Source organism: Desmonostoc muscorum LEGE 12446, assembly GCF_015207005.2.
Classification (GTDB): Bacteria; Cyanobacteriota; Cyanobacteriia; order Cyanobacteriales; family Nostocaceae; genus Nostoc; species Nostoc muscorum.
Genome location: NZ_JADEXS020000001.1, coordinates 4,766,346 through 4,789,393 on the forward strand (window position 1 = coordinate 4,766,346; position 23,048 = coordinate 4,789,393).

Annotated in this window: 7 protein-coding genes and 2 pseudogenes; 8 read left to right on the forward strand and 1 reads right to left on the reverse strand. The window is 41.8% G+C overall.

Features of this window, described 5'->3' with window-relative positions:
• Positions 1-726 precede the first annotated feature (726 nt).
• Positions 727-4,263, forward strand: a complete 3,537-nt coding sequence (locus IQ276_RS20360) for a DUF8508 domain-containing protein (protein ID WP_193920351.1) — start codon at positions 727-729, stop codon at positions 4,261-4,263.
• 72 nt (positions 4,264-4,335) lie between these two features.
• Positions 4,336-5,559 (forward strand): annotated as a pseudogene (locus tag IQ276_RS20365) (endonuclease/exonuclease/phosphatase family protein); the annotation flags it as partial.
• Between the two features lie 18 nt (positions 5,560-5,577).
• Here IQ276_RS20365 and IQ276_RS20370 read toward each other — a convergent pair.
• The gene (locus IQ276_RS20370; RefSeq protein ID WP_235115308.1) at positions 5,578-6,432 is read right to left on the reverse strand and encodes an IS5 family transposase; all 855 of its coding nucleotides are present in this window, start codon (positions 6,430-6,432) and stop codon (positions 5,578-5,580) included.
• 70 nt (positions 6,433-6,502) lie between these two features.
• Here IQ276_RS20370 and IQ276_RS20375 point away from each other — a divergent pair.
• The 6 genes and pseudogenes from IQ276_RS20375 to IQ276_RS20400 form a co-directional block, all read left to right on the forward strand.
• Positions 6,503-10,708: pseudogene (locus IQ276_RS20375) on the forward strand (phytase); the annotation flags it as partial.
• A gap of 899 nt (positions 10,709-11,607) precedes the next feature.
• The gene (locus IQ276_RS20380) at positions 11,608-14,715 is read left to right on the forward strand and encodes an esterase-like activity of phytase family protein (RefSeq protein WP_235116333.1); all 3,108 of its coding nucleotides are present in this window, start codon (positions 11,608-11,610) and stop codon (positions 14,713-14,715) included.
• 677 nt (positions 14,716-15,392) lie between these two features.
• The gene (locus IQ276_RS20385) at positions 15,393-15,539 is read left to right on the forward strand and encodes a microviridin/marinostatin family tricyclic proteinase inhibitor (protein WP_235115827.1); all 147 of its coding nucleotides are present in this window, start codon (positions 15,393-15,395) and stop codon (positions 15,537-15,539) included.
• 820 nt (positions 15,540-16,359) lie between these two features.
• Positions 16,360-17,337, forward strand: coding sequence for an MvdD family ATP-grasp ribosomal peptide maturase (locus IQ276_RS20390; RefSeq protein ID WP_193920526.1), 978 nt, complete (start codon positions 16,360-16,362; stop codon positions 17,335-17,337).
• Between the two features lie 13 nt (positions 17,338-17,350).
• Complete coding sequence (locus IQ276_RS20395) at positions 17,351-19,123, forward strand: ABC transporter ATP-binding protein/permease (RefSeq protein WP_193920525.1); 1,773 nt, start codon at positions 17,351-17,353, stop codon at positions 19,121-19,123.
• Between the two features lie 833 nt (positions 19,124-19,956).
• Positions 19,957-22,767 (forward strand): DUF4114 domain-containing protein, encoded by a 2,811-nt coding sequence (locus tag IQ276_RS20400; RefSeq protein ID WP_235115828.1) that lies wholly within the window; start codon positions 19,957-19,959, stop codon positions 22,765-22,767.
• Positions 22,768-23,048 lie beyond the last annotated feature (281 nt).

Here is a 23,048-nt window from a genome sequence, read left to right on the forward strand (position 1 = left end):
CGACAAAATATATACAAACATAATTCATGACCAAATTCAGCAACGCCCAAGAATTAGTATTGTATGTTTGCACGATGATTTATCTCATGCAGAGACGCAGAGAGGACAGGGAGTTTGAGATTTTACAGCTATTTTCAGGTAAATAGACCACGCTCGCTCGCTGTAGGGGCACAGCATTGCTGTGCCTTGACGACAGATGTGGTTCCAATACATGAAAACTGCTGTAATTGTAGAGAAAACTTTTGGCGATCGCACTTTTGTTGTTGAGTGAAGAAATGCGATGTAATGTGCGGGTATTGAGAAGTTTTTCGGGCAAATATCCTTAACTGTTTGTATCTTTGGCTGAACTATCTGTAGTTTTAACCTTTTGCTAGCTGTTTCTTAACTTTATTCAGATAGTTTAAGGTGGCTGAATAGTTAAATACTCAAAAGTTGTACAAATAACTTTTCTGAACTGCCAAAAATGGTGGTTTAGAAACTTTATTTGGAATTGCTCTCGCTCTAACTGCGAAGTGCATCTTTGCAGTTAACGTTGTTTTACTGGCAAAAAAATGGCACTTACACTCCAAATTCTCCACACTTCGGACTTTGAAGGTGGCATTGATGCTGCCAGTATTAGCCCTCAGACTTCTGATGCTGTTGTTTTCTCAGCAGATATTTTTATATAGCCTTGACACAAAGTGATATTGCGATCGCAGGTTCACACAATTAAACGAAGAGGTTTTTATGCCCAAGATCGTTATCAACGAATTTTACCGTGGTGGAACCCTCACCACAACTGACGAATTTATAGAGCTTTTAGTTGTTGAAGACTTGACTGCTATACAGCTTGAGTCTTTCTTTGTGGGAGACTCCACAAGTGCCAAAGCCTCTAAGTTTTCTGCTTATAAATTTACAAATGTTAGTTCTATAGCCTCTACCTTTAAAGCAGGAACTATCATTACAATTGGTGGAAATACAGCTATTACTCAGGACACATCATATAATCCATCAGCTGGTGACTGGAATATAGCTTTCAATGCTGGTGGTTCCTTCCTACCTAACGCCAACAGCGGAAATAATGGAGATATTGCTGCTGATGATGTTGTTTGGGTTGATACTTCAAATACTGGCAGTACTATTTCAACAGACGGATTTGCTGTAGATATTGGCACTGCAACCGGAGCCTTTACAAGCGCAGCAAATGTCAATTTTGGTACTAGCACAAACAATACAGGCTATGCACTAAACTCTGACCTTGTAGGTGCAACAAACACTACTAACTGGACAACAGGAATTGCATTTACTACAACCACACCTGGTTTGCCCAATGGCGGAGCTAATACAACTTATATTAATAGTCTACGTTCTATCCCAGCTACGCCAACTTTGTCTTTAAGTATTACTCCTAGCTCATTTGCTGAGAATGCTGGGGCTAATGCTGCTACAGCCACTCTGACGCGCTCAGACACCTCTGTACCAGATTTAGTTGTCAATTTGAGCAGCAACGATCCAACTGAGGCAACACTACCCACAACTGTCACCTTCACAGGCAATAGTCCGACTGTAACCTTTGCGATTAACGCTGAAGACGATCTGATACTTGATGGCTCTCAGTCAGTGACCATAACTGCTTCAGCTACAGGTTTTACTAACGCTATTGCAGATATTACGGTGACAGATAATGAAGTAGCCCCATCCATTAAGATTAGCGAGATTCAGGGAGCAGGCCATATCTCACCCTTGAGAAATCAGACCGTTAACAATGTAGCGGGAATTGTCACGGTGAAAACAAGTAACGGTTTTTACTTGCAAGATCCCAACCCAGATAATAACGATCGCACCTCTGAAGCCATTTTTGTTTTCACTTCATCAGCACCAACGGTATCCGTCGGAGATTCTGTATTAGTCACTGGAACAGTCACCGAATTTCGTCCTGGTAATAATGCCAATAACCTGACAACCACAGAAATTACTAGCCCCACAATTGTCAAACTCTCCAGTGGCAATACTTTGCCAACTGCCACAATCCTTGGGAATGGCGGCAGAACCATTCCAACGACGGTAATCGATAACGACACTAGCGGCAATATCGAAACTGGAACCACTACCTTCGACCCTGCCCAAGATGGCATTGATTTCTACGAAAGCTTAGAAGGAATGCTGGTACAGGTAAATAATCCTGTGGCAGTTAGCCCGACAAATTCTTTTGGGGAGATTTGGATACTGGCAGACAATGGCGCCAATGTCACCGGACGCACAGCACGCGGTGGTATCGCCATTAGTGCCAATGACTTTAATCCAGAGCGTATTCAAATTGATGATACCCTGTTTACCTCTGGTAACTCACCCCAAGTGAATGTCGGTGCGACTTTCGACACGATTACGGGTGTGGTTGATTATAACTTCAATAACTACGAAGTTCTGCCAACCTCGGTGACTGTTACTTCCAACACACTCACCAGAGAAGTCACAGCTTTAACTCCCACCACCAATCAACTAACAGTTGCTACCTTCAACGTCGAAAATCTTGACCCTGGTGATGGTGCAACCAAGTTTAATAACCTTGCTAACCGCATTGTCAATAATTTGCGATCGCCAGACATCATTAGTCTGGAGGAAATTCAAGACAATAACGGGGCGACGAATAACGGCGTAGTTGATGCCAGTACCACCTTCCAAACATTAATTAATGCCATTGCTGCTGCTGGTGGTCCCACCTATGAATATCGCCAAATTGACCCAGTTAACAATACCAATGGCGGTGAACCCGGCGGAAATATCCGCGTCGGCTTCTTATTCAATCCCAATCGTGTCAGCTTTGTAGATCGTCCCGGTGGTACTTCCACCTCCAACACCACAGTCACCAATAACTCTGGTGTTCCCACAGTTTCTAATAGTCCTGGTTTGATTGACCCCACCAACTCCGCCTTTAATAGCAGTCGCAAACCCTTAGTTGGTGAATTTACTTTCAACGGTGAAACTGTGTACGTAATTGGCAACCACTTTAATTCTAAAGGCGGCGACCAACCATTATACGGGCCGAATCAACCGCCAACCCTGACTAGCGAAGTCCAGCGTCAACAACAAGCTACTTTAGTCAAAAATTTCGTTGAGAGTATTTTAGCCATCGACCCCAATGCCAATGTAGTCGTAGCGGGTGACTTAAATGACTTTGAGTTTTCCAACCCCCTCAGCACCCTAGAAAGCGCTGGACTGACTTCCCTGATTGAAACTCTGCCTGAAAATGAGCGCTACACCTACAACTTTGAAGGCAACGCCCAAACCCTTGACCACATTTTAATCAGTAACAACTTGCTGAGCAAACTGGATGGGTATGACGTAGTTCACTTCAACTCAGAGTTTGCCGATCAAGATAGCGACCATGACCCCAGTGTGGCTCGGTTTAATTTGCCTGCAAACAATACTCCCCAAGTAGTACAACCGATTGACGATCAAATTATCTCCACTGACAAGTCTTTCTCTTTCAATATCAGTAACAAATTTGCTGACATCGACCCAGGTGACACCCTCACTTACAGCACTACTGGCTTACCGAATGGAGCTAGTATCGTTGCCAACACTGGTGTAATATCCGGCACTGTTTCCACAACTGGTATTTTTGCAGTCACAGTCACCGCTGCTGATGCTAAAGGCCTGACAGCCAGCGATACTTTTGAACTGACTGTTGCTAATAACAAGGCCACATCTGGCAACGATATTATCTTTATCGACCAGCTTACTGGTTTGAACAGATACATAATTTATGCCCAAGCTGGGAGCGATCGCGTGATCGGTACTAATGCCAGTGAGTTCATTAACGGCGGAGCAGGCAATGACTACCTCGATGGCAAGGGAGGTGCCGACATACTCCTTGGCGACGATGGCAATGACACAATTTTAGGTGGACTTGGCAGCGATCTAGTTTCCGGGGGCGATGGTAACGACCGCCTAATTAGTTGGGGTGGTGGCACAAAGGAAATCGATCTTCTCAACGGTGACCAGGGTGCAGATACTTACGTTTTGGGTGATAGCACTTCTGTTTTCTACGCCAGTTCCGGTAATGCCGACTACGCGGATATTCTCAACTTACAAGCAAGCGATCGCATTCAACTCAAAGGAGTTGCTAACAATTATTCATTAGGGTCAGCATCATCTGTGTCTATAAATAAATCTGCTGTGGGTATTTTCACCAGCAATGGCGCCGAATTGATTGCTGTTGTAGAAAACGGGTTAAACCAAAATACAAATTTGGTAACAGATACTCGTTTTGTTTTTGTTTAAAGCCCACGCACAGGCACAAAGGGGAAAATTCCTAACTCCCCACTCCCTACTCCCTACTCCCCATTTTTTCTTATGGTAACCACAAGTACAATTCGCTTTTCTCAGTTCAATGCTTCTTTGAATCGTAATGCCCAAGGTCAGTTAGTAACTGATTTATCTACTCCTGATAATGCTCAGGCAAAGGCGGTTGCGGAGATTATTCAGCGTAATAACCCAGATGTGCTGCTGATTAATGAGTTTGACTACTCCCCAGAGGCAGTTCAGTTATTTAAGCAAAATTATTTAGCGGTCAGTCAAAATGGTGCAACTCCCGTTGACTACCCTTATTTTTACATCGCTCCTGCCAATACAGGTATTGCTTCTGGGTTTGACTTAAACAACAACGGCACAGCAGTTACAACCCCAGGCGCATCCGGATATGGCGATGATGCCCTGGGATTCGGTAACTTTCCTGGTCAATACGGGATGTTGCTGCTATCCAAATATCCCATTGACACTGCCAACATCCGCACCTTCCAAAACTTCCTTTGGAAGGATATGCCCAATGCCTTGCTTCCTGACAATGCCGCAACTCCACAGGCAAATGATTGGTATTCTCAGGAAGAACTGGCAGTTCTCCGCCTTTCTTCTAAAAGTCACTGGGATGTACCCATCCAAGTAAACGGCGAAACAATTCATGTCCTCGCCAGCCACCCCACACCACCGATATTTGATGGGTCAGAAGACCGCAACGGCAAGCGCAATCACGACGAGATCCGCTTTTGGGCAGACTATATTACACCTGGTAATGGTGATTACATCTACGATGATCAGGGTAAAACAGGCGGTATCGCTGCTGGGTCAAGTTTTGTGATTATGGGTGACCAAAATGCTGACCCGTTGGATGGTGATAGTTTTGACTATGCTATTCGCCAATTGTTGCAAAATCCTGGTATCAATACTAATGTCATTCCTACCAGTTTGGGTGGCGTCCAACAAGCAGATTTGCAGGGTGGTGCAAATGCTAACCACATAGGTAATCCGGCTTTTGATACCGCAGATTTTGGTGATACTGCTCCTGGAAACCTCCGGGCTGATTATGTGCTACCCTCGGCTGACTTAAAAATTGCCAATTCAGGAGTGTTTTGGCCGCTGAATACTGACCCGACGTTCTCCCCAGTAGGTACTTTTCCGTTTCCCAGTTCTGACCATCGCCTGGTGTTCGCAGATGTGCAAACCGGGCCAAATGAACCAGGTAAAACCATTCCCAGTGCGGGATTTGTCAGGCAAAGTACTTTCGAGACTGGCTTTGTTCCTATAGAACCCATTTGACATCTAAGAAGGTGCTGCAAGCCTCTTAATCATTAGCCTGATGAAGCAGATATTGAGTTTGGCAGTGGCACTAACCAGGGTTCGTTCAAAGTTCTTAACCAGAATTTTACAGCGCTCCATCCAAGCATTGGAGCGTTCGATCACCCATCTAGCTATTGCCGGAACAAATCCAGATTTTCCTTGTGCCGCTTTCTCTTGTTTTGAGGGTTTCGTAGAAAGTTGAAACTGAATTTTGGTCATGATCTCTGGGTAAATTCGCTCTAACTCCTGAGTCAAATATTCTGGGTGATACCCATGATCTAGCAGGATAGTAATCTTGGGAATATCGATAGGTTTTGACTTGAAGTAGTCGATGTTGAGAGTAAACATCTCAATTAATCCGGCATCATCCGAGACATTGGCGCGAGTACAGAGCGTAAAAAAGGGAAACCCAAGGGTGTCAATAGCCAAATGCCTTTTAATACCGTTGGTGGCTTTGTAGAAGCAAAAACCTTTCGACTCCACACTGGCGTTGCAGGTATTTTTCACTGCTTGGGAGTCAATGATGATCAATGTCGTCCAGTGCGGTTTTTTTTTTACCTGTTCACGCACTTGTCCATGTAAGACACTCATCAGTTCCTCAAATACCCCGGCTGCTCGCCACTGTTTGTAGTGCCAATATACAGTGGAATAAGGGGGGAGGTCTTTAGGTAAGTCTTGCCAATTGCATCCATTTTTTAGTTGATAGAGAATTCCATTGAAGATATCTCGCTTTGGCCAGTTGGTCGGTCGAGTCTGCTTCTTAGTCGGTAATATCTCTTGCAATAAGGGTTCAAAAATTTCCCATTCTGCATCAGTGAGGTTGCTGGAATACGCCATTAGTATTGGATTTTAGATGCTGAGGAGTACCTTAATTCAAAACCTCACAAGATGTCAAATGGGTTCTATAGGTGCAGCAGGAACTGTGGATGGTACACCAACTCCAGTGGGTGGACTATCTGGTGTCACCTACGATGCTGTTAACAACCGTTACTACGCTATCTCTGATGCTCGTTCTGATACCAACGGTCTGGCTCGCTTGTATACTTTCACTGCTGGTACGGAGGTAACTTTTACCAATGTTACACCCCTCAAAGATAGCACGGGCAACTTTTTTACAGCTTTTAGCCTTGACCCAGAAGGCATTGCCTTAACTAACAACGGTACTGTTTTCATCTCTTCAGAAGGCGAAGTTAGACCGGATTTGGGTGCAAGTCGCGTTAGCAATCCCTTTATTAAAGAGTTTTCGCTGACTACAGGTCAAGAATTGCGATCGCTCCTGATCCCCACCAAGTTTTTACCAGTAGTTCAGGATACCAACAACAACAGTATTGTAGATGCAGGTGATACGCAAACATCAGGCGTTTACAATAACTTGGCATTTGAAAGCCTCACCATCACACCCGACCAAAAAACCCTATTCACCGCCACTGAAAACGCCCTCTTCCAAGATGGCTTAAAGGCTTCACTCGCCAGTGGTAGCCGTTCCCGGATTCTGCAATACAATTTGGTGACTGGACAACCAGAAAAAGAATACCTCTATATTACAGATGCGATCGCCGAAGCACCAAACCCCAGCACAGGTTCTGCTGACAATGGTTTAGTAGATTTACTGGCAATAGATAATCGTGGCACATTACTGGCCTTAGAACGTTCCTTTGCACAAGGCGTAGGTAACACCATCAAAATTTACGAAGTTTCTTTGCAAGGTGCAACGGACATTAGTTTCTACAATTCTCTCAATAATTTAAGTGCTGAACAACTAGCTACCATCGCACCTGCTCAAAAGCGGCTGGTGTTGAATTTAAATGACCTGGATCTGCCTAACGGTACAGATAACATTGAGGGTATCGCTTTTGGCCCCAAACTAGCAGACGGTCGTCAGTCAATTGTGCTAGTGAGTGACAACAACTTCAACAACAACCAATTTACCCAAATCCTCACCTTGGGTGCAGACTTGGTTCCCACCGCTGCACCCACAGTAGAAACCCGCCCTGATTTGTTGGACGATGACACGCTTCCAGTGGATCAACGTGGCGATGCTGACGATCCTGCCATCTATGTTAATGCTACGAATTCCGCTGATAGTCTAGTACTTACCTCAGTGAAAAATGCCGGACTGCGGGTTTATGATTTGTCTGGTAATTTGCTGCAAACAGTGAATCCTGGTGGTATTCGCTACAACAACATTGATTTGCAATACGGTTTTAAATTAGGCAATCAATCGATAGATATTGCGGTAGCTAGCGATCGCCAAAATGATAAACTAGCAATCTTCAAAATTAATCCCAACCCCACCACCCCTGGACAATACCTAGAAAACATTACCGACAGCAGTATCGGGACTCTCTTCCAAGGGCTACCTTTTGCAGAACCTTATTCCTCATCTTCTCGCAGTGCTTACGGGTTGGCATTGTACCGGAGTCCCATCACCAATGATTACTACGTCTTTGTCAATCGCCGGGAAACTGGAGATGTGGCTCAGTATAAACTGATTGACAAAGGTAATGGCAAAATTGGTATTGAACGAGTACGAGAATTTACTGTACCGACAATTGGCGATCGTGAACCCCAAACTGAGGGTATGGTGGTAGACCAGGAAACTGGCTTCCTCTACATTGGACAGGAAGATATTGGTATTTGGAAGTTCCAAGCAGAACCAAACGGTGGCACCACTGGCAAGTTAATTGACAAAGTTAAAGACTTGGGCGGTACTCACCTCACCAACGATGTAGAAGGGCTGACCATTTATTACGGTAAAAATGGCACAGGCTACTTACTAGCATCCAGCCAAGGCGATAACACCTTTGTTGCCTACACCCGTGAAGGTAATAACGAATACGTGGGTAATTTTGCCGTTGGTAACAACGGGACAATTGACAGTGTACAAGAGTCAGACGGTGCAGATGTCATTAACGTCCCGCTGGGGCCTAACTTCCCATTTGGTTTATTTGTCACCCAAGATGGCTCCAATGAACCTGGGACAATAGTTAGTGATGAAGGTGAAGAAGAAAATATCAGTTCTAACTTCAAGCTAGTGCCGTGGGAAAATATTGCTAACGCCTTGCCCAATCCTTTAACTATCGATACCACTAGTTACGATCCCCGCAATCCTGTTGCTCAACCCAAGCTGACGATTTATGAATTTGAAAATTTACCCAAGTTAGGTACAACCTCCAAGGGTGAAGATATTTTCTTGGGTGGTTTTTCTGGGTTGTATTTCCAAGGCGTTGCAGCAAATGGCAACTTGAAGTTTGTCACCCACACAGATAGGGGACCCAATGGAGAACCTGATGGTGTCAAAAGACCATTTTTCTTACCCGACTTCCAGCCAGAAATAGTCAGCTTTGAACTCAACCGCACCACAGGCGAAATCACCATCACCAAGAGAACAGGATTATTCCGCCAAGATGGAACGACGCCATTAACGGGACTACCTAACCTGCAAGCTGTAGGAAACGGTTTAGCCTACACAGATGAAATTGCCGTAGACTTAGACAACAATATTTTAGCTAACGATCCTTTGGGTGCAGACTTAGAGGGAATTGTAGTTGCCAAAAATGGTGATTACTGGATGGTGGATGAATATCGTCCCGCCATTTACCACTTTGATAGTAATGGTAAGCTGATTGAGCGCTTTATCCCTCAAGGAACTGCCACTGCACCCAACCCAGACCAACCAGCCGGAACTTTTGGTACTGAGATATTGCCAGCGGTTTATGCCCAACGCCGCAATAACCGAGGATTTGAAGCTGTGGCATTGGAGGGTAATAAATTATATGCCTTTATTCAGAGTCCAATTGATAATCCGGATGTCGCTAATGACGCAACCTCCAAAGCTTCTCTCAACCTGCGAATTTTGGAGTTTGATATTGTCACCAAGCAGGTAACAGGAGAGTATTTATATCGCTTAGAAGGTCTACCGGCAACTGATAAGATTGGCGATGCAGTTTCCTTGGGTAAGGGCAAATTTGCAGTAGTTGAGCGAGATGACAATGGTACATCTGCTGGCAATAAATTAATTTACCAAATTGATTTAGCCGGGGCGACCAACATCAACAATCCTGTTAATTTTAACTTGCCAGTTGGTAAGACTATTGAACAATTGACTCTTGCGGAATTAACTGCTGCCAATATTACCCCTGTGACCAAAAGTTTGATTGCTAATGCTGCACAGTTGGGTTACACCGGGGTGGAAAAATTAGAAGGTTTGGCGCTGGTAGCACCCAACACCTTAGCTTTGATTAACGATAATGACTTCAACGTTACGGGTAATACTCCTGCTGAGAAATTGGGTATTTTGGAACTACCTAATAACCTGACAACTGTAGAGCCTACTTTCCCAGACAGCTTTGGTTCTACCAACAGCGATGATGTGACACTCGAACCAGGACAAACATTTTTCACAGGTGATGGTGCAGATTTTGTAGAAGGTACTGAAGGTAACACAATCGAAACTGGAAACGGTGACGATACCGTACTCGTAGGTAGTGACTCTTCAGTGTCGGGGGGAGAGGGTGACGACCAAATATTTATTGGTCAAAATGGCGCGGCTAAAAATACCAATGCCGATGGTGGCGATGGTGATGATGTGATTACCGTGGTGGAAGCCGATGGTAGTAATAATTTATTTGGAGCTGCTGGTGATGATACTCTTACAGTCATTGAAGGTTCTCGCCAATTTTTATTCGGTGGAGATGGTAATGACAGCCTCACTAGTAACAGCAGTAGTAACCGTTTGTATGGCGGTTCTGGTGATGACATCCTATTCTCAAATCTGAATGACTCCTTGTTTGGTGGGGATGGAGATGACGTGCTATTTGCTGGTGAAAAAGGTGGTAACCGCCTCAGTGGTGGTAGTGGTATCGACCAGTTTTGGATTGCTAATGCCAGTCTGCCAACTAGCAAGAACATCGTTAGTGATTTGACAATTGGCATTGATAAAATTGGGCTTGGTGGTATTGGTGTTACTGAATTTAGTGGTTTAACTTTATTGCAACAAGGTAGTAATACTTTGGTGAAAATCGCAAATACAGAGTTAGCTTTATTAGTTGGAATTACCTCAACTAGCCTTACAGCCAATGATTTTGTCTTCTCGGCTAGTGTTGTAGTTTAATTGGTCAACCTAGCATAATCCTAATCCGAATTCCTCAACAATAAGATCCCCGACTTCTTAAAGAAGTTGGGGATGTTAAATTTGACAGATTTTCACAAATATTATTTTTTTGATCTAATACAAATTTGAAAAAAGAATGTGATAAATAAACTGGGTAGGGGCGCACAGCTGTGCGCCCCTACAGATGATCGATGTGTTTCAAAGATTAGACCTCTTGCAAAAGTCTTTCTTTGCGTTCTCTTCTCTGCGCCTCTGCGTGAGACAAAAAAATAGACTTCTTGCATAAATCAAAAAAAGAACCCCACCCCGCCTGCGGGGAGGGGCTGGGGGTGGGGTGTTATACCATTTCACGAAAATCTTGATACATATAGATTTAACGTAGGGGCGCACAGCTGTGCGCCCCTACTGAGGTATCTGTATCAACTTTAAAGTGAAATGGTGTTAGAGAAGTTTTGTAAGAGGTCTATTGTTTGAATTGGTATGAGTCGATTTTAATCATTTCTTCTGCTTCATTTATTCTTTTCTTAATCTTTTGATGAAAACATCTTTAAAGGTTAGCTAAGTTCTCTCGTAACTACTATCAACAAACTTCAACTCAGAATTTAAGTGTTTTACACCCTGAGTCACTAACACAGATTAGTAGTTGACATAGCATTATCATGACTCAAGCTTGCGATAACTTTGAGCAAATGCATTTTTTGTAAATGTATTCTTGTGTTACCGACGAAATCGGACTTAACGGATTTGCCAAATTATATGCTTTTCATTCTGAAATTTACCCGTAATTCCGGTTTCTAGCTTGAGAATATGATTGATTTTTGTCACAAGTCATGCAATTAGAGAACTTGCATAGCCAGTTGGCGATCGCTCTCAAACCAAACACCCAAAAAACATTCTAAATTATGGCAATTGAATTAGTAGGTTTTGCCTCTTTACCCGCTGATACCTATGGTGATGGGCCGGTTTCTGGTGAGGAAATTTCCGGAAATGGTAGAACCGGGCCTTTTCCAGGACAACCAATACAAGGCTTTAGCGGTGTACAGTTTGCTAACAGCAACTCTCTCTATTTCCTCTCAGATAATGGTTACGGTAGCAAAGATAATAGTGAAGACTTTTTGTTACGTATCCATCGTTTAGACCCCAATTTTAAGGGAATAGAAAATGGCGATGCCACTGTTAAAATTTTAGATTACATTCAACTGTCTGACCCTAACAACAAAATTCCTTTCCAAATAGTTAATGAAGGCACTACCAATAGATTACTAACTGGTGCCGATTTTGATGTGGAGTCATTTGTCTTTGACAAAGATGGGACAATCTGGGTGGGAGAAGAATTTGGCCCTTACCTGCTACATTTTGATGCCACTGGTAAATTATTAGAAGCTCCCATTGCTACACCTGACCAATTCAAAACCCTAGATGGAAAAGCACCATTAGTTATCGGTCATAGAGGTGCTAGTGGAAAGCTTCCAGAACATACTCTAGAAGCCTACAAACAAGCAATTGCAGACGGTGCTGATTTTATTGAGCCTGATTTAGTAGTTACAAAAGATGGTGTGTTAATTGCTCGCCATGAACCTGCTTTGGCAATTTTGAATGCTGATGGTAGTGTCAATTTCAGCAATACAACCACAGACGTTTACGATATTACCAAATATCCACAGTTTGCCGATCGCCTGAAAACAGTCAGCCTCGATGGAACTCAAATCACAGGCTGGTTTGCTGAAGATTTTACTCTCGAAGAAATCAAGAGTTTAAAAGCCATACAGCGTCTCCCTTTCCGCGATCAATCTTTTAATGGTGAATTTGAAATTCCTACCCTAGCCGAAATCATCGATTTGGTGAAAGAGGTAGAAGCCGAGACTGGTAAAAAAATCGGCATTTATCCTGAAACCAAGCACCCGACCTATTTCGCCCAAGAAGCGACCTATGTAGGCACCACACAGAAGATTAATAGAAACATCAGTGAAATACTCATTGAGACACTCAAAGCTGAGCATTTCACCGATCCCGATCGCATTTTCATCCAGTCCTTTGAAGTCGGTAACCTCAAGGATCTACACGATCGCATTATGCCGAATGCAGGTGTAGATATCCCACTCATCCAACTTCTAGACGCAGCCGGCATTCAGCTAAATGGTACCCTCATCGAAACTCAGCCTTATGATTTGGAAGTCAGTAATGACTCTCGCACATATGGAGATTTACGAACTGCCCAAGGCTTGGCTGAAATTGCCACTTATGCTGATGGTATTGGGCCTTGGAAACGGATGATTGTTAGTGTCAGAGGTACTGATGCTAATAACGATGGTTCGGCAGATGATATCAACAACGACGGCGTAGTGAATGAAGCTGACAGAACGCTGTTAGCTCCTACGACCTTAGTTCAAGATGCTCACAATGCAGGTTTAGAGGTGCATCCCTACACCTTCCGTGACGAAGACCTCTACCTCGCAGCAGATTACAAAGGTAATCCAGAACTAGAATTTCAGCAGTTCTTTCAATTAGGCGTAGATGCACTGTTCACAGACTTCCCAGACACAGGGGATAAAGTGCGGGATTTCTTGAGTAATCCTCAGAATAACTTAGTGCGATCGCCACAAAATCCCGATGTTCTCTCAGGAGACGCTTTTGCTAACTTGGGAGGTTCCAAAGGTTTTGAAGGCGGAGCAATCAACGCTAGCAAAACCAAACTCTACATGCTGCTAGAGGGTACTGTTCAAGGCGATACTCCTGGTGCTTTGCGGATCAACGAATTTGATTTAGCCAGCCACAAGTATACTGATAGAAAACTCTACTACAAACTAGAAAATCCTGGATATGCGATCGGGGATTTAGCAGTCATTAATGACAATGAGTACTTAGTTATTGAGCGCGATAATGGTCAAGGAGCTTCTGCTCAATTCAAAAAGATTTTCAAAATAGACCTGTCTAAAACAGATTCTAATGGCTATGTAGCTAAACAAGAAATTGCCAACTTATTGAATATCCAAGACCCCAACGACCTCAACGGCGATGGCAAAACCACCTTCGACTTCCCATTTGTCACAATTGAAAATGTTTTAGTTGTTGACAAAAATACCATTTTGGTTGCCAATGACAACAACTATCCCTTCTCAACAGGTCGTCCTGGAAATGATCCTCAAAATCCAGTCATCGACAACAACGAAATTATTCTCCTGAAATTGGAGAATTCCCTCAATCTTGCTCCAGGTTTAGGTCAACCCCAAGCTGAAGAAATTAACTTTGGCTCCACCACCAGTGATGATATTATTACCGAGCCAAATCAAACTTTATTCACAGGGGATGGTGCAGACTTTGTAGAAGGTGCTGAAGGTAACACAATCGAAGCCGGAAAAGGTGACGATACCGTACTCGTAGGTAGTGACTCTTCAGTATCCGGGGGAGAGGGTGACGACGAGATATTTATTGGTCAAAATGGCGCGGCTGAAAACACCAATGCTGATGGTGGTAATGGTGATGATGTGATTACCGTGGTGGAAGCTGGTGGTAGTAATAATTTATTTGGAGCCGCAGGTGCTGATACTCTCACGGTCATTGAAGGTTCTCGCCAATTATCATTCGGTGGTTCAGGCAATGATAGCGTCAGAAGTGAAGGTAGCAATAACCGTTTGTATGGCGGTTCTGGTGATGACATCCTGTTCTCAAATCTGAATGACTCCTTGTTTGGTGGGGATGGTGATGATGTCCTATTTGCTGGTGAAAAAGGTGGCAACCGCCTCAGTGGTGGTACTGGTATCGACCAATTCTGGATTGCTAATGCGAGTTTGCCAACTAGCAAGAACATCATTAGTGATTTTGCGATCGCCATTGATAAAATCGGGCTTGGTGGTATTGGCGTCACTCAATTTAGTGCCTTAACTCTATTGCAACAGGGTAGTGATACTCTGGTGAAAGTCGGAAATACAGAGTTGGCTTCATTGCTGGGAATTACATCGACTAGCCTCACAGCAAATGACTTCGTTTTCTCAGCTAGTGCGGTTTAGCCCAAAGCGATCGCAGCTTAATTTCAACATTGAAAATTAACTAAGCTGTAGCGATCTTGCTATTGCGAGGGAGTGATACTCGCTCGCTTTTTACCTAAATATTGTTCGGAAATCAACCCGATTGAATTGTAGTAGCAACACCTCAAAAAAGAGGAGAAAAGGGAAACTACAGTACGCAAGGTGTAAGATTTAACTCTAATTCTTCATTCTTGTGCTTAATTATTTGTTACATACTTGTAAATTTTATGTATATTTTTATATTAAGTAATATTTCACCAAGGGTATCGGGATCTTGGCTCTATGCCTAATTTATTTCTTAACTGTCTTAACTGTCTTAACTGTCTTAACGGTCTTAACTGTCTTCTAATTTATTTGTTAACTGTCCTTGTAGGCATATTTAATTAGTGGTATATATTGAATTGGTAAAAAATATTTCTCATTCGAGAAATAGCAATGTCTACAAACATAGTCAAAGCAAACCTCGAAGCAGTACCATTCTTTGCTAGTTTCTTGTAAGAGCAAGAAGTTACTGAACAGTCTGATACTGCTCCTTACCAAACTTACAACTGGCCTAGCGAAGCTACATAAATCTAGTTAGCTTCATTGGCAACTAAGGGAGTCGCAGTTATTAAATAACTGAAAAGTACTCGATACTAACAACTAATAGAGAGAATCTCATGTCTAAAAATTTGGATATCCAAGCAAAACCATTCTTTGCCCGCTTCTTGGTGGAACAACAACCTCCACAACCGCCTACTGATACCCCTCCCTCCCCTCCCCCAATCTGGACTTTTAAGTGGCCTTCAGATTGGGAAGAAATCTAAATAGATAGCAATTCTATAGCAATCCGATTTGATTTTTGAAAAAATCTAAGTATATGTAGGGTGTGTTACGGCTGACCCAGGGCACCCTACCTGTATTTCAAAAATCAAATATGAGTCCTATATTTGAGTTGTGAAATTTTTCGTCAAGGCTATCATTAGTCGTACAAAGTTCTGAGCCTCCCTTTGCGAGTAGTTAACGCGCTTCAGCGGAAATCTCCGCTCAACGCCAGCTCTCTCATGTCAGCGCAGCCGCCCACGAGACTGGCTCGACTTTGCACTTAGTCATTAGTCATTTGTAGTTTTCACAAATGACTAATGACTGCTATGGGTAGGTTCATCTGAAATTAGAGTAATAAGCTAAACCACATCTAGTTTGCATAATTTGAAATTGTACATTTCTTGTGGGGTGGGCGTCTCGCCCGCCCAGTATATGCAAGTTAAATGTGGAACAGCTTAACAGTTATTTGATAACTGAAAAGTACTCATTGGAGCTTAATTGCTTGGTTATTCAGTACCTGTTATGCCAAATTATTAGTTAAACATCAAAAACTTGCCTTCAAAATCAAGGTCAAAACCCTAAGGGATTTCCAATGAAAAAAACATCCCATCCCTGCGGGACGCTCCCCGAACGTAGGGTAGCACAGCTGTGCTACCCAAAAAATGTACAAATAATTTGGGATAATTGATTTTTTGGAAGTCCCTAAATCACTGGTAAAGTCATAAAATCTTAGTAAAGAATCTTCCTTTCTTTTATTTAGCAAGGATTTTAGGTATTCACAAGACTAATTAACATAATATGTAACGAAGCTCCATACTTTTTATGACCGTATTAATAGTTACGTTTAGCAAAGACAACGAAAGCATTCCTCTAGTAATCAAAGAAATAGAGGCTAGAGGAGAAAAAGTATTTCGGTTTGACACAGATAGATATCCTACGGAAGTGAAGTTGGATATTTACCAAGGTGATACTGGACGGGTAATTATTACTGATGGCGAACAGAAGCTTGATTTGAGTGAGGTATCCTCAGTTTGGTATCGGCGGATGCGCTACGGGCAGAAAATCCCTGACTCAATGGACAAGCAATACAGAGATGCGTCTATTAAAGAATGTCGCGCCACTGTCAGGGGTATGATTGCCAGCCTCCGGGGATTTCACTTCGATAAAATGTCAAATGTGGATCGGGCTAATAATAAGCAACTACAATTGCAAGTTGCAGGAGAAATTGGCCTTTTAACTCCGCGTAGCTTGACTTCAAACAATCCAGAAGCAGTTAAGCAATTTGCTCAAGAGTGTCAGCAAGGGATAATCACCAAGATGCTTTCTTCCTTTGCAATCTATGATGATCAGGGACGAGAAAACGTTGTGTTTACCACTCCAGTTACAGATGATGATCTGGAGAATATGGCAGGATTGCGTTTTTGTCCGATGACGTTTCAGGAAAACGTCCCGAAGGCGCTGGAGTTGCGGACAACCATTGTCGGACACCGCGTATTTACTGCCGCAGTAGACTCCCAAAGTTTGGAGGGATCTACTTACGACTGGCGCAAAGAGGGGAAAGCCTTAGTTCACAATTGGAAACCTTACGACTTGCCAGAAGATATTGAGAAAAAGCTTCTTCAACTCATGGCTTATTTTGGCTTAAACTATGGAGCGATTGATATTATTGTTACCCCCGATAATCGGCACGTATTCCTCGAAGTTAACCCAGTCGGGGAATTTTTCTGGATGGAGATATATCCACCACACTATCCTATTTCGCAGGCGATCGCAGAAATTTTGCTCACTGGTAAAAATTAGGAATTTCTAGAAGATGCAAACTCCATTTGTTCGCGATCGAGGCATAACTAATCCTCTTTCAGTTTTTACTAAATTTTGGGAAGATGTCAGAGTATTCGCAGCGCCTTACTGGTATCCAACAGAAGCAGAGGGAAGGGCATTTTCAGACGTGATTCGCTCATGGGGAATGCTCATTCTCCTAGTATTATTAATAGTTGGAATTGTAGGTCTAAGTTCTGTCGGTAGCTACTGGAATCGCTATGTACTCGATATCGTTATTCAAGAGAGGGATATTGATAAATATAATAGTACTTTATTAGTGTCCACTCTCTTTATTTTAGCGACAGTCTTATCAGTAACTTTTTTGAGATATGTCAGAAAAAAAATAATTATTGATTGGTACAAATGGCTAAATAATTATATTTTAGAAAAATACCTGAGTAATCGAGCTTATTATAAAATAAATTTTAAATCTGATATAGATAATCCAGATCAACGCCTATCCAGAGAAATAGAACCTATTGTCAGTAATGCTTTAAGGCTTTCAAGTACCTTCCTAGAAAAAATTTTGGGAATGCTAAGTTCTCTCATAATTCTCTGGACAATTTCTTCACAAATTGCAATTTTTTTGGTTGTTTATACAATTATAGGTAATCTTATAGCTGTTTACTTGAATCAAGAATTAAATAAAATTAATCAAGAAGAACTACAGTTTAAAGCAGACTTTGCTTATTGTCTGACTCATGTTCGCAATCACGCTGAATCCATTGCTTTTTTTCAGGGAGAAGAAGAAGAATTAAATATAATTGAGCGCCGATTTAATAATGTTCTGAAAAATGCTGAACGCAGGCTGAATTGGGAGAGAGGACAAGATGCTTTTGGCAGAGCTTATCAGTCTGCTATCAGTGTATTTTCGATGTTTATCCTCACACCTTTATTTATCCAGAATCAAATTGATTATGGAGAAATTAGCCAAGTTACTTACGCTTGCTTTATGTTTTCTAATTCTCTGGGAGAATTAATAGGTGAATTTGGGACTTTAGGGTGGTTTTCTAGTTATGTACAGCGTTTATCTGATTTTTCGGATGCTTTAGAAGCTGTTACTAAACAACCAGAAAATGTAAGTACTATTAAAGTAATAGAAGAAAAACATTTAGCTTTTGAGAATTTCACACTACAAACACCAAACTATGAGCAAGTGATCGTCAAAGATTTATCATTGTCTGTTCAACCAGGAGAAGGGTTATTGATTGTTGGCCCTAGCGGTCGGGGTAAAAGTTCTTTGTTGAGAGCGATCGCTGGTTTGTGGAATGCAGGAACTGGTCGTTTGGTGCGTCCTCCCCTAGAAGAAATGTTATTTTTACCCCAACGTCCTTATATAATTTTGGGTACTTTGCGCCAACAGTTACTCTACCCTAAAACTAATCGTCAAATGACCGACGCAGAACTCCAAACAGTTTTGCAACAAGTAAACCTAGAAAATTTGCTCAGTCGAGTTGAAGGCTTTGATACTGAAATTCCTTGGGAGAATATTTTGTCTTTGGGAGAACAACAACGCCTAGCTTTTGCACGCCTGTTAGTGACTCATCCAAGGTTCACCATATTAGATGAAGCAACAAGTGCCTTGGATTTAAAAAACGAAGGAAGTTTATATCAACAATTACAAGAAACGAAAACAACGTTTATCAGTGTTGGACATAGAGAAAGCCTATTTGATTATCATCAATGGGTATTAGAACTTGCACAAGATTCCAGTTGGCAACTTATGAAGGTAGGGGATTATCGTACTCAAAACGGTCAAAAATAAAGTATTAGTAAACCTACTGTAAATACTCAAATTAGAATAGATAATTCATCTGAAGATCAATCACAAAATGGATCGGTAATCAGTACAAGCGAAAAGATTTCTCATAAGAAATAAAGTTTATCGAACAGAATTCAGTAGTCATAAGTCAGAATTCAGTTGGGTATTTTGACTGAAAAAGCGTAAAGCCTCCTCTTCTCTAGCAGAGGCTGCGCTAACGAGAGGCAACTCTTAGAGGGCTTTAAATTCAACAATGAAGCTGTAGTGATTTTGCGATTCCGGGGGAGTATACTCCCTGGCTTATATCTGTTAGCGATCGCACTCTTGTTGTTATTAACTAGACTTCTTGCAAAAGTCCTACTCTCTATTTTCAAGGCAGGTATATTAGACCTCTTGCAAAAGTCCCTAACACCCCACCCCCAACCCCGAGCCGCTCTTCGGGAGGGGAGCGTTTGCTTTACTCAAATGCGGGGTGGGGTTCTTTATTTTTGATTTATGCAAGAGGTCTATTGTATTACTTAATTTTTTTATAACCTAAAATTAATATATCTTTAATTTTTCCATGAGTTACTATTGTGTGGTGTTTCAATTTACTAAAAACTCTATTCAATATTAATTAACCTCTGATGTGAAAAATTTAAATTTTGGAAAAATCTTAAACCTACTTAAAAGTCAGCATTTATCACAGTTAATTTAACATTGAACACATGCTTATAAAGAAATGGTTATTAAATTACAAAAGAGGAACTTAATCATGAGATAAAGCTTGTGTAAAAAAATATGAATAAATACAAAGTGCTAAAACAAGTAAGCTATATCAGGGTGAAAACATAGTCATGATTTTTAACGGTACTTCGAGTCAAGATGAATTGTACGCCAGTAAAAATGACCAAGTTTTTGGCTTTGAGGGAGATGATATTCTAGATGCTTCCAATGGTGAAGGCAATAATTTGCTTGATGGTGGATCTGGAAGCGATCGCCTTTTTGCCAACAACAACGATACCTTAAGAGGCGGTATTGGAGCAGATGATTTATTTGCTGTAAGTAGTTCTGGTTTTAACATCCTGGAAGCAGGAGAAGACAACGATCGCCTTTTTGTAGTTGAAGGTAGCAATAACAAACTCGATGGTGCTTCCGGAAACGATCGCCTCACAGTTTCCGATGGCACTGGCTACAACACACTATTGGGTGGACTTGGCAATGATGTATTAAATGTATCCAATACAACAGGTAATAACAGCCTTGAGGGTAACGAAGCCGATGACGTTTTGATTGGGGGATTAGCTAGCGATCGCTTATTTGGTGGATCTGGTGATGATTTACTATTTGGTGGTAAAAAAGGCAGCCAACTAACAGGAGGTACTGGAAAAGACCGCTTTTTTATTGCTAGTGCAGCGGTTCCTGATGTACCTGTTGAAGTATTCGATTTTACTCAAGGTCAAGATAAACTTCTAATTAATGGAATTCCCGAAGTTCAGAAATTCTCAGATTTAAAATTAGAGCAAATAGGACTCGATACATCCATCAAAGTTAATATCAATGGTGAGTTGAAAGAGTTCGGCATTTTAAGAAATGTCCAAGCCAACACTCTGACATCAGATGACTTTGAATTTCAAGTTGGAGTTTTCGCAATTAGTGATGCTTCAGCGATCGAAGGAAATGTTATTACCTTCACCATCACCCGCACAGAATATACCCAGTCTGAACAAAGCATAACTGTATCTACATCTTTGACGGCAGAAGATACCGCCAGTACAGCCGACTTTGGAACAAAAACAGAGACTATCATTTTTGAAGCGGGAGCAACCCAAAAAAGCTTCACAGTTCAAATAACTCCAGATTTCGTGTTCGAGGGAAATGAGACTTTTACCGTTAGTTTGAGCAATCCCACAAACAAAGCAATTATTAATCCTACAAGTGGTACGGCTAAAGGAACTATCAACAATGACGATCCAAATCCTTTAGTTATCATTACCCAAACTGACGGCAGCACAAATGTTAGCGAAGCTGGCGCAACTGATAGCTATTCTGTGGTACTTGCAAGCCAGCCAACTGCTGATGTGATCGTTACTATCAATGGTGGCGAACAAATCCAAACCAGTGCCAAGACTCTCACATTTACCACACAGAACTGGAATGTAGCACAAAATGTGACGGTAACAGCGGTAGATGATGCGATCGTAGAAGGCGATGACAGTCAGACTATCGAGCATACAGCCACAAGCAGCGATGCTGATTATGATGGCATTGCCATTGACCCCGTAAACGTTAATATTTCTGACAACGATAATGATGACAATCCAAATCCTTTAGTTATCATTACCCAAACTGAGGACAGCACAAATGTTAGCGAAGGTGGTACAGATGATAGTTACTCTCTGGTACTCGCAAGCCAGCCAAATGCTGATGTAATCGTTACTATCGATAGTGGCGAACAAATCCAAACCAGTGCCAAGACTCTCACATTTACCACACAGAACTGGAATGTAGCACAAAATGTGACGGTAACAGCGGTAGATGATGCGATCGTAGAAGGCGATGACAGTCAGACTATCGAGCATACAGCCACAAGCAGCGATGCTGATTATGATGGCATTGCCATTGACCCCGTAAACATTAATATCACTGACAACGATATCCCACTATCAAAAAATGCTGACAATGATATCTTCACCATCAAAGGTAATGGTAAGAAAACAAGACTCTCAGTTGAATTAACAGCCCACAGTTCTAATCAGTTTTATGAACTGGGAGTATTCACCGTAAGCGATGAACAAGGAAATATTGGTGATATTGTCCCTGGTGGTAGTGGTTATACTGAAGCTGCCTTGCAACGAGCCAAGGTAATTTTTTCCTCCCTGGCTAATATTCCCAATGGTTTTAATAGTGACTTAACAAGTCTTTTGGAATTTAACTCTGGTGAACAACTGAGATTTTACTTGGTACGCAATACCACCACTGATAGTATCCTGGCAGGACAAACTCCCATAAGCAACGTACTATTTTTTGACCCAAAAAATCTTCAAATCGAAAGCTTGAACGACGGTAGTTTTTCCCTAGCTTGGAAAAACCAAGATTTAGTAGTAAAAATTCAACCCACTGATCAAGAATTACCTTTAGGTGCAAGTTTTCAAGGCAAAAATCAAGGTGAACTGATTGATTTACGGGGTGTGACACAATCGGTAACAGCTGAGTTTGCGGTTCATAGAGAAGCTGCATTCAACAACTTTGTCGGCTTCTATAAAGTTGCTGATGAGAATGGTGGTATTGACACTAATGATGATGGCGTAGCAGATATTCTTGTTGGACAGAGTGGTTATGCCGAAGCCGCCGTGCGAAAACGTGTTGTAGGTATTGACTTGACAGTAAGCAACCAAGGTACAGCTTCTTACACTGGCACTTTTGGGGCTGATTCGCTATTTGCACCATTTATTATTGTTGATGGTAGACCCGATGCATTTCTTGATGGCAATCCTAATAACAATCCAGCGATTTACTTCCCATTTTTAGGTGCTAACACTGACAAGACAGATCACATTCAGTTATTGGGAAATAACACCTTTGGCTTTGAAGATTTAGTAAATGGTGGTGATAAAGATTACAACGATGTGATTGTGCGGGTGAATTTGAGCGTCAACGCTGTTTAATAATATTAAATTAGCGTTGCTAACATCTTGTCCGCCCTAATTATTCAACTTAAATCTCGACAGCTTACCATTTCACAAAATACCTGATACAGATAGATGTAAGGGCGTACAGATGTATGCCCTTACACCCTATTCATGGGTTACAAAGATTTTTGTTAATGTTATACATCCTGAATAAATTCAAATAATTATTTAGCACAATCGAAGAACCATCACCAGATTCTGGAGGTAATTATTCAGCAAAAATACTTAAAATTTAACTGTAATTAGTATTAAAAAAT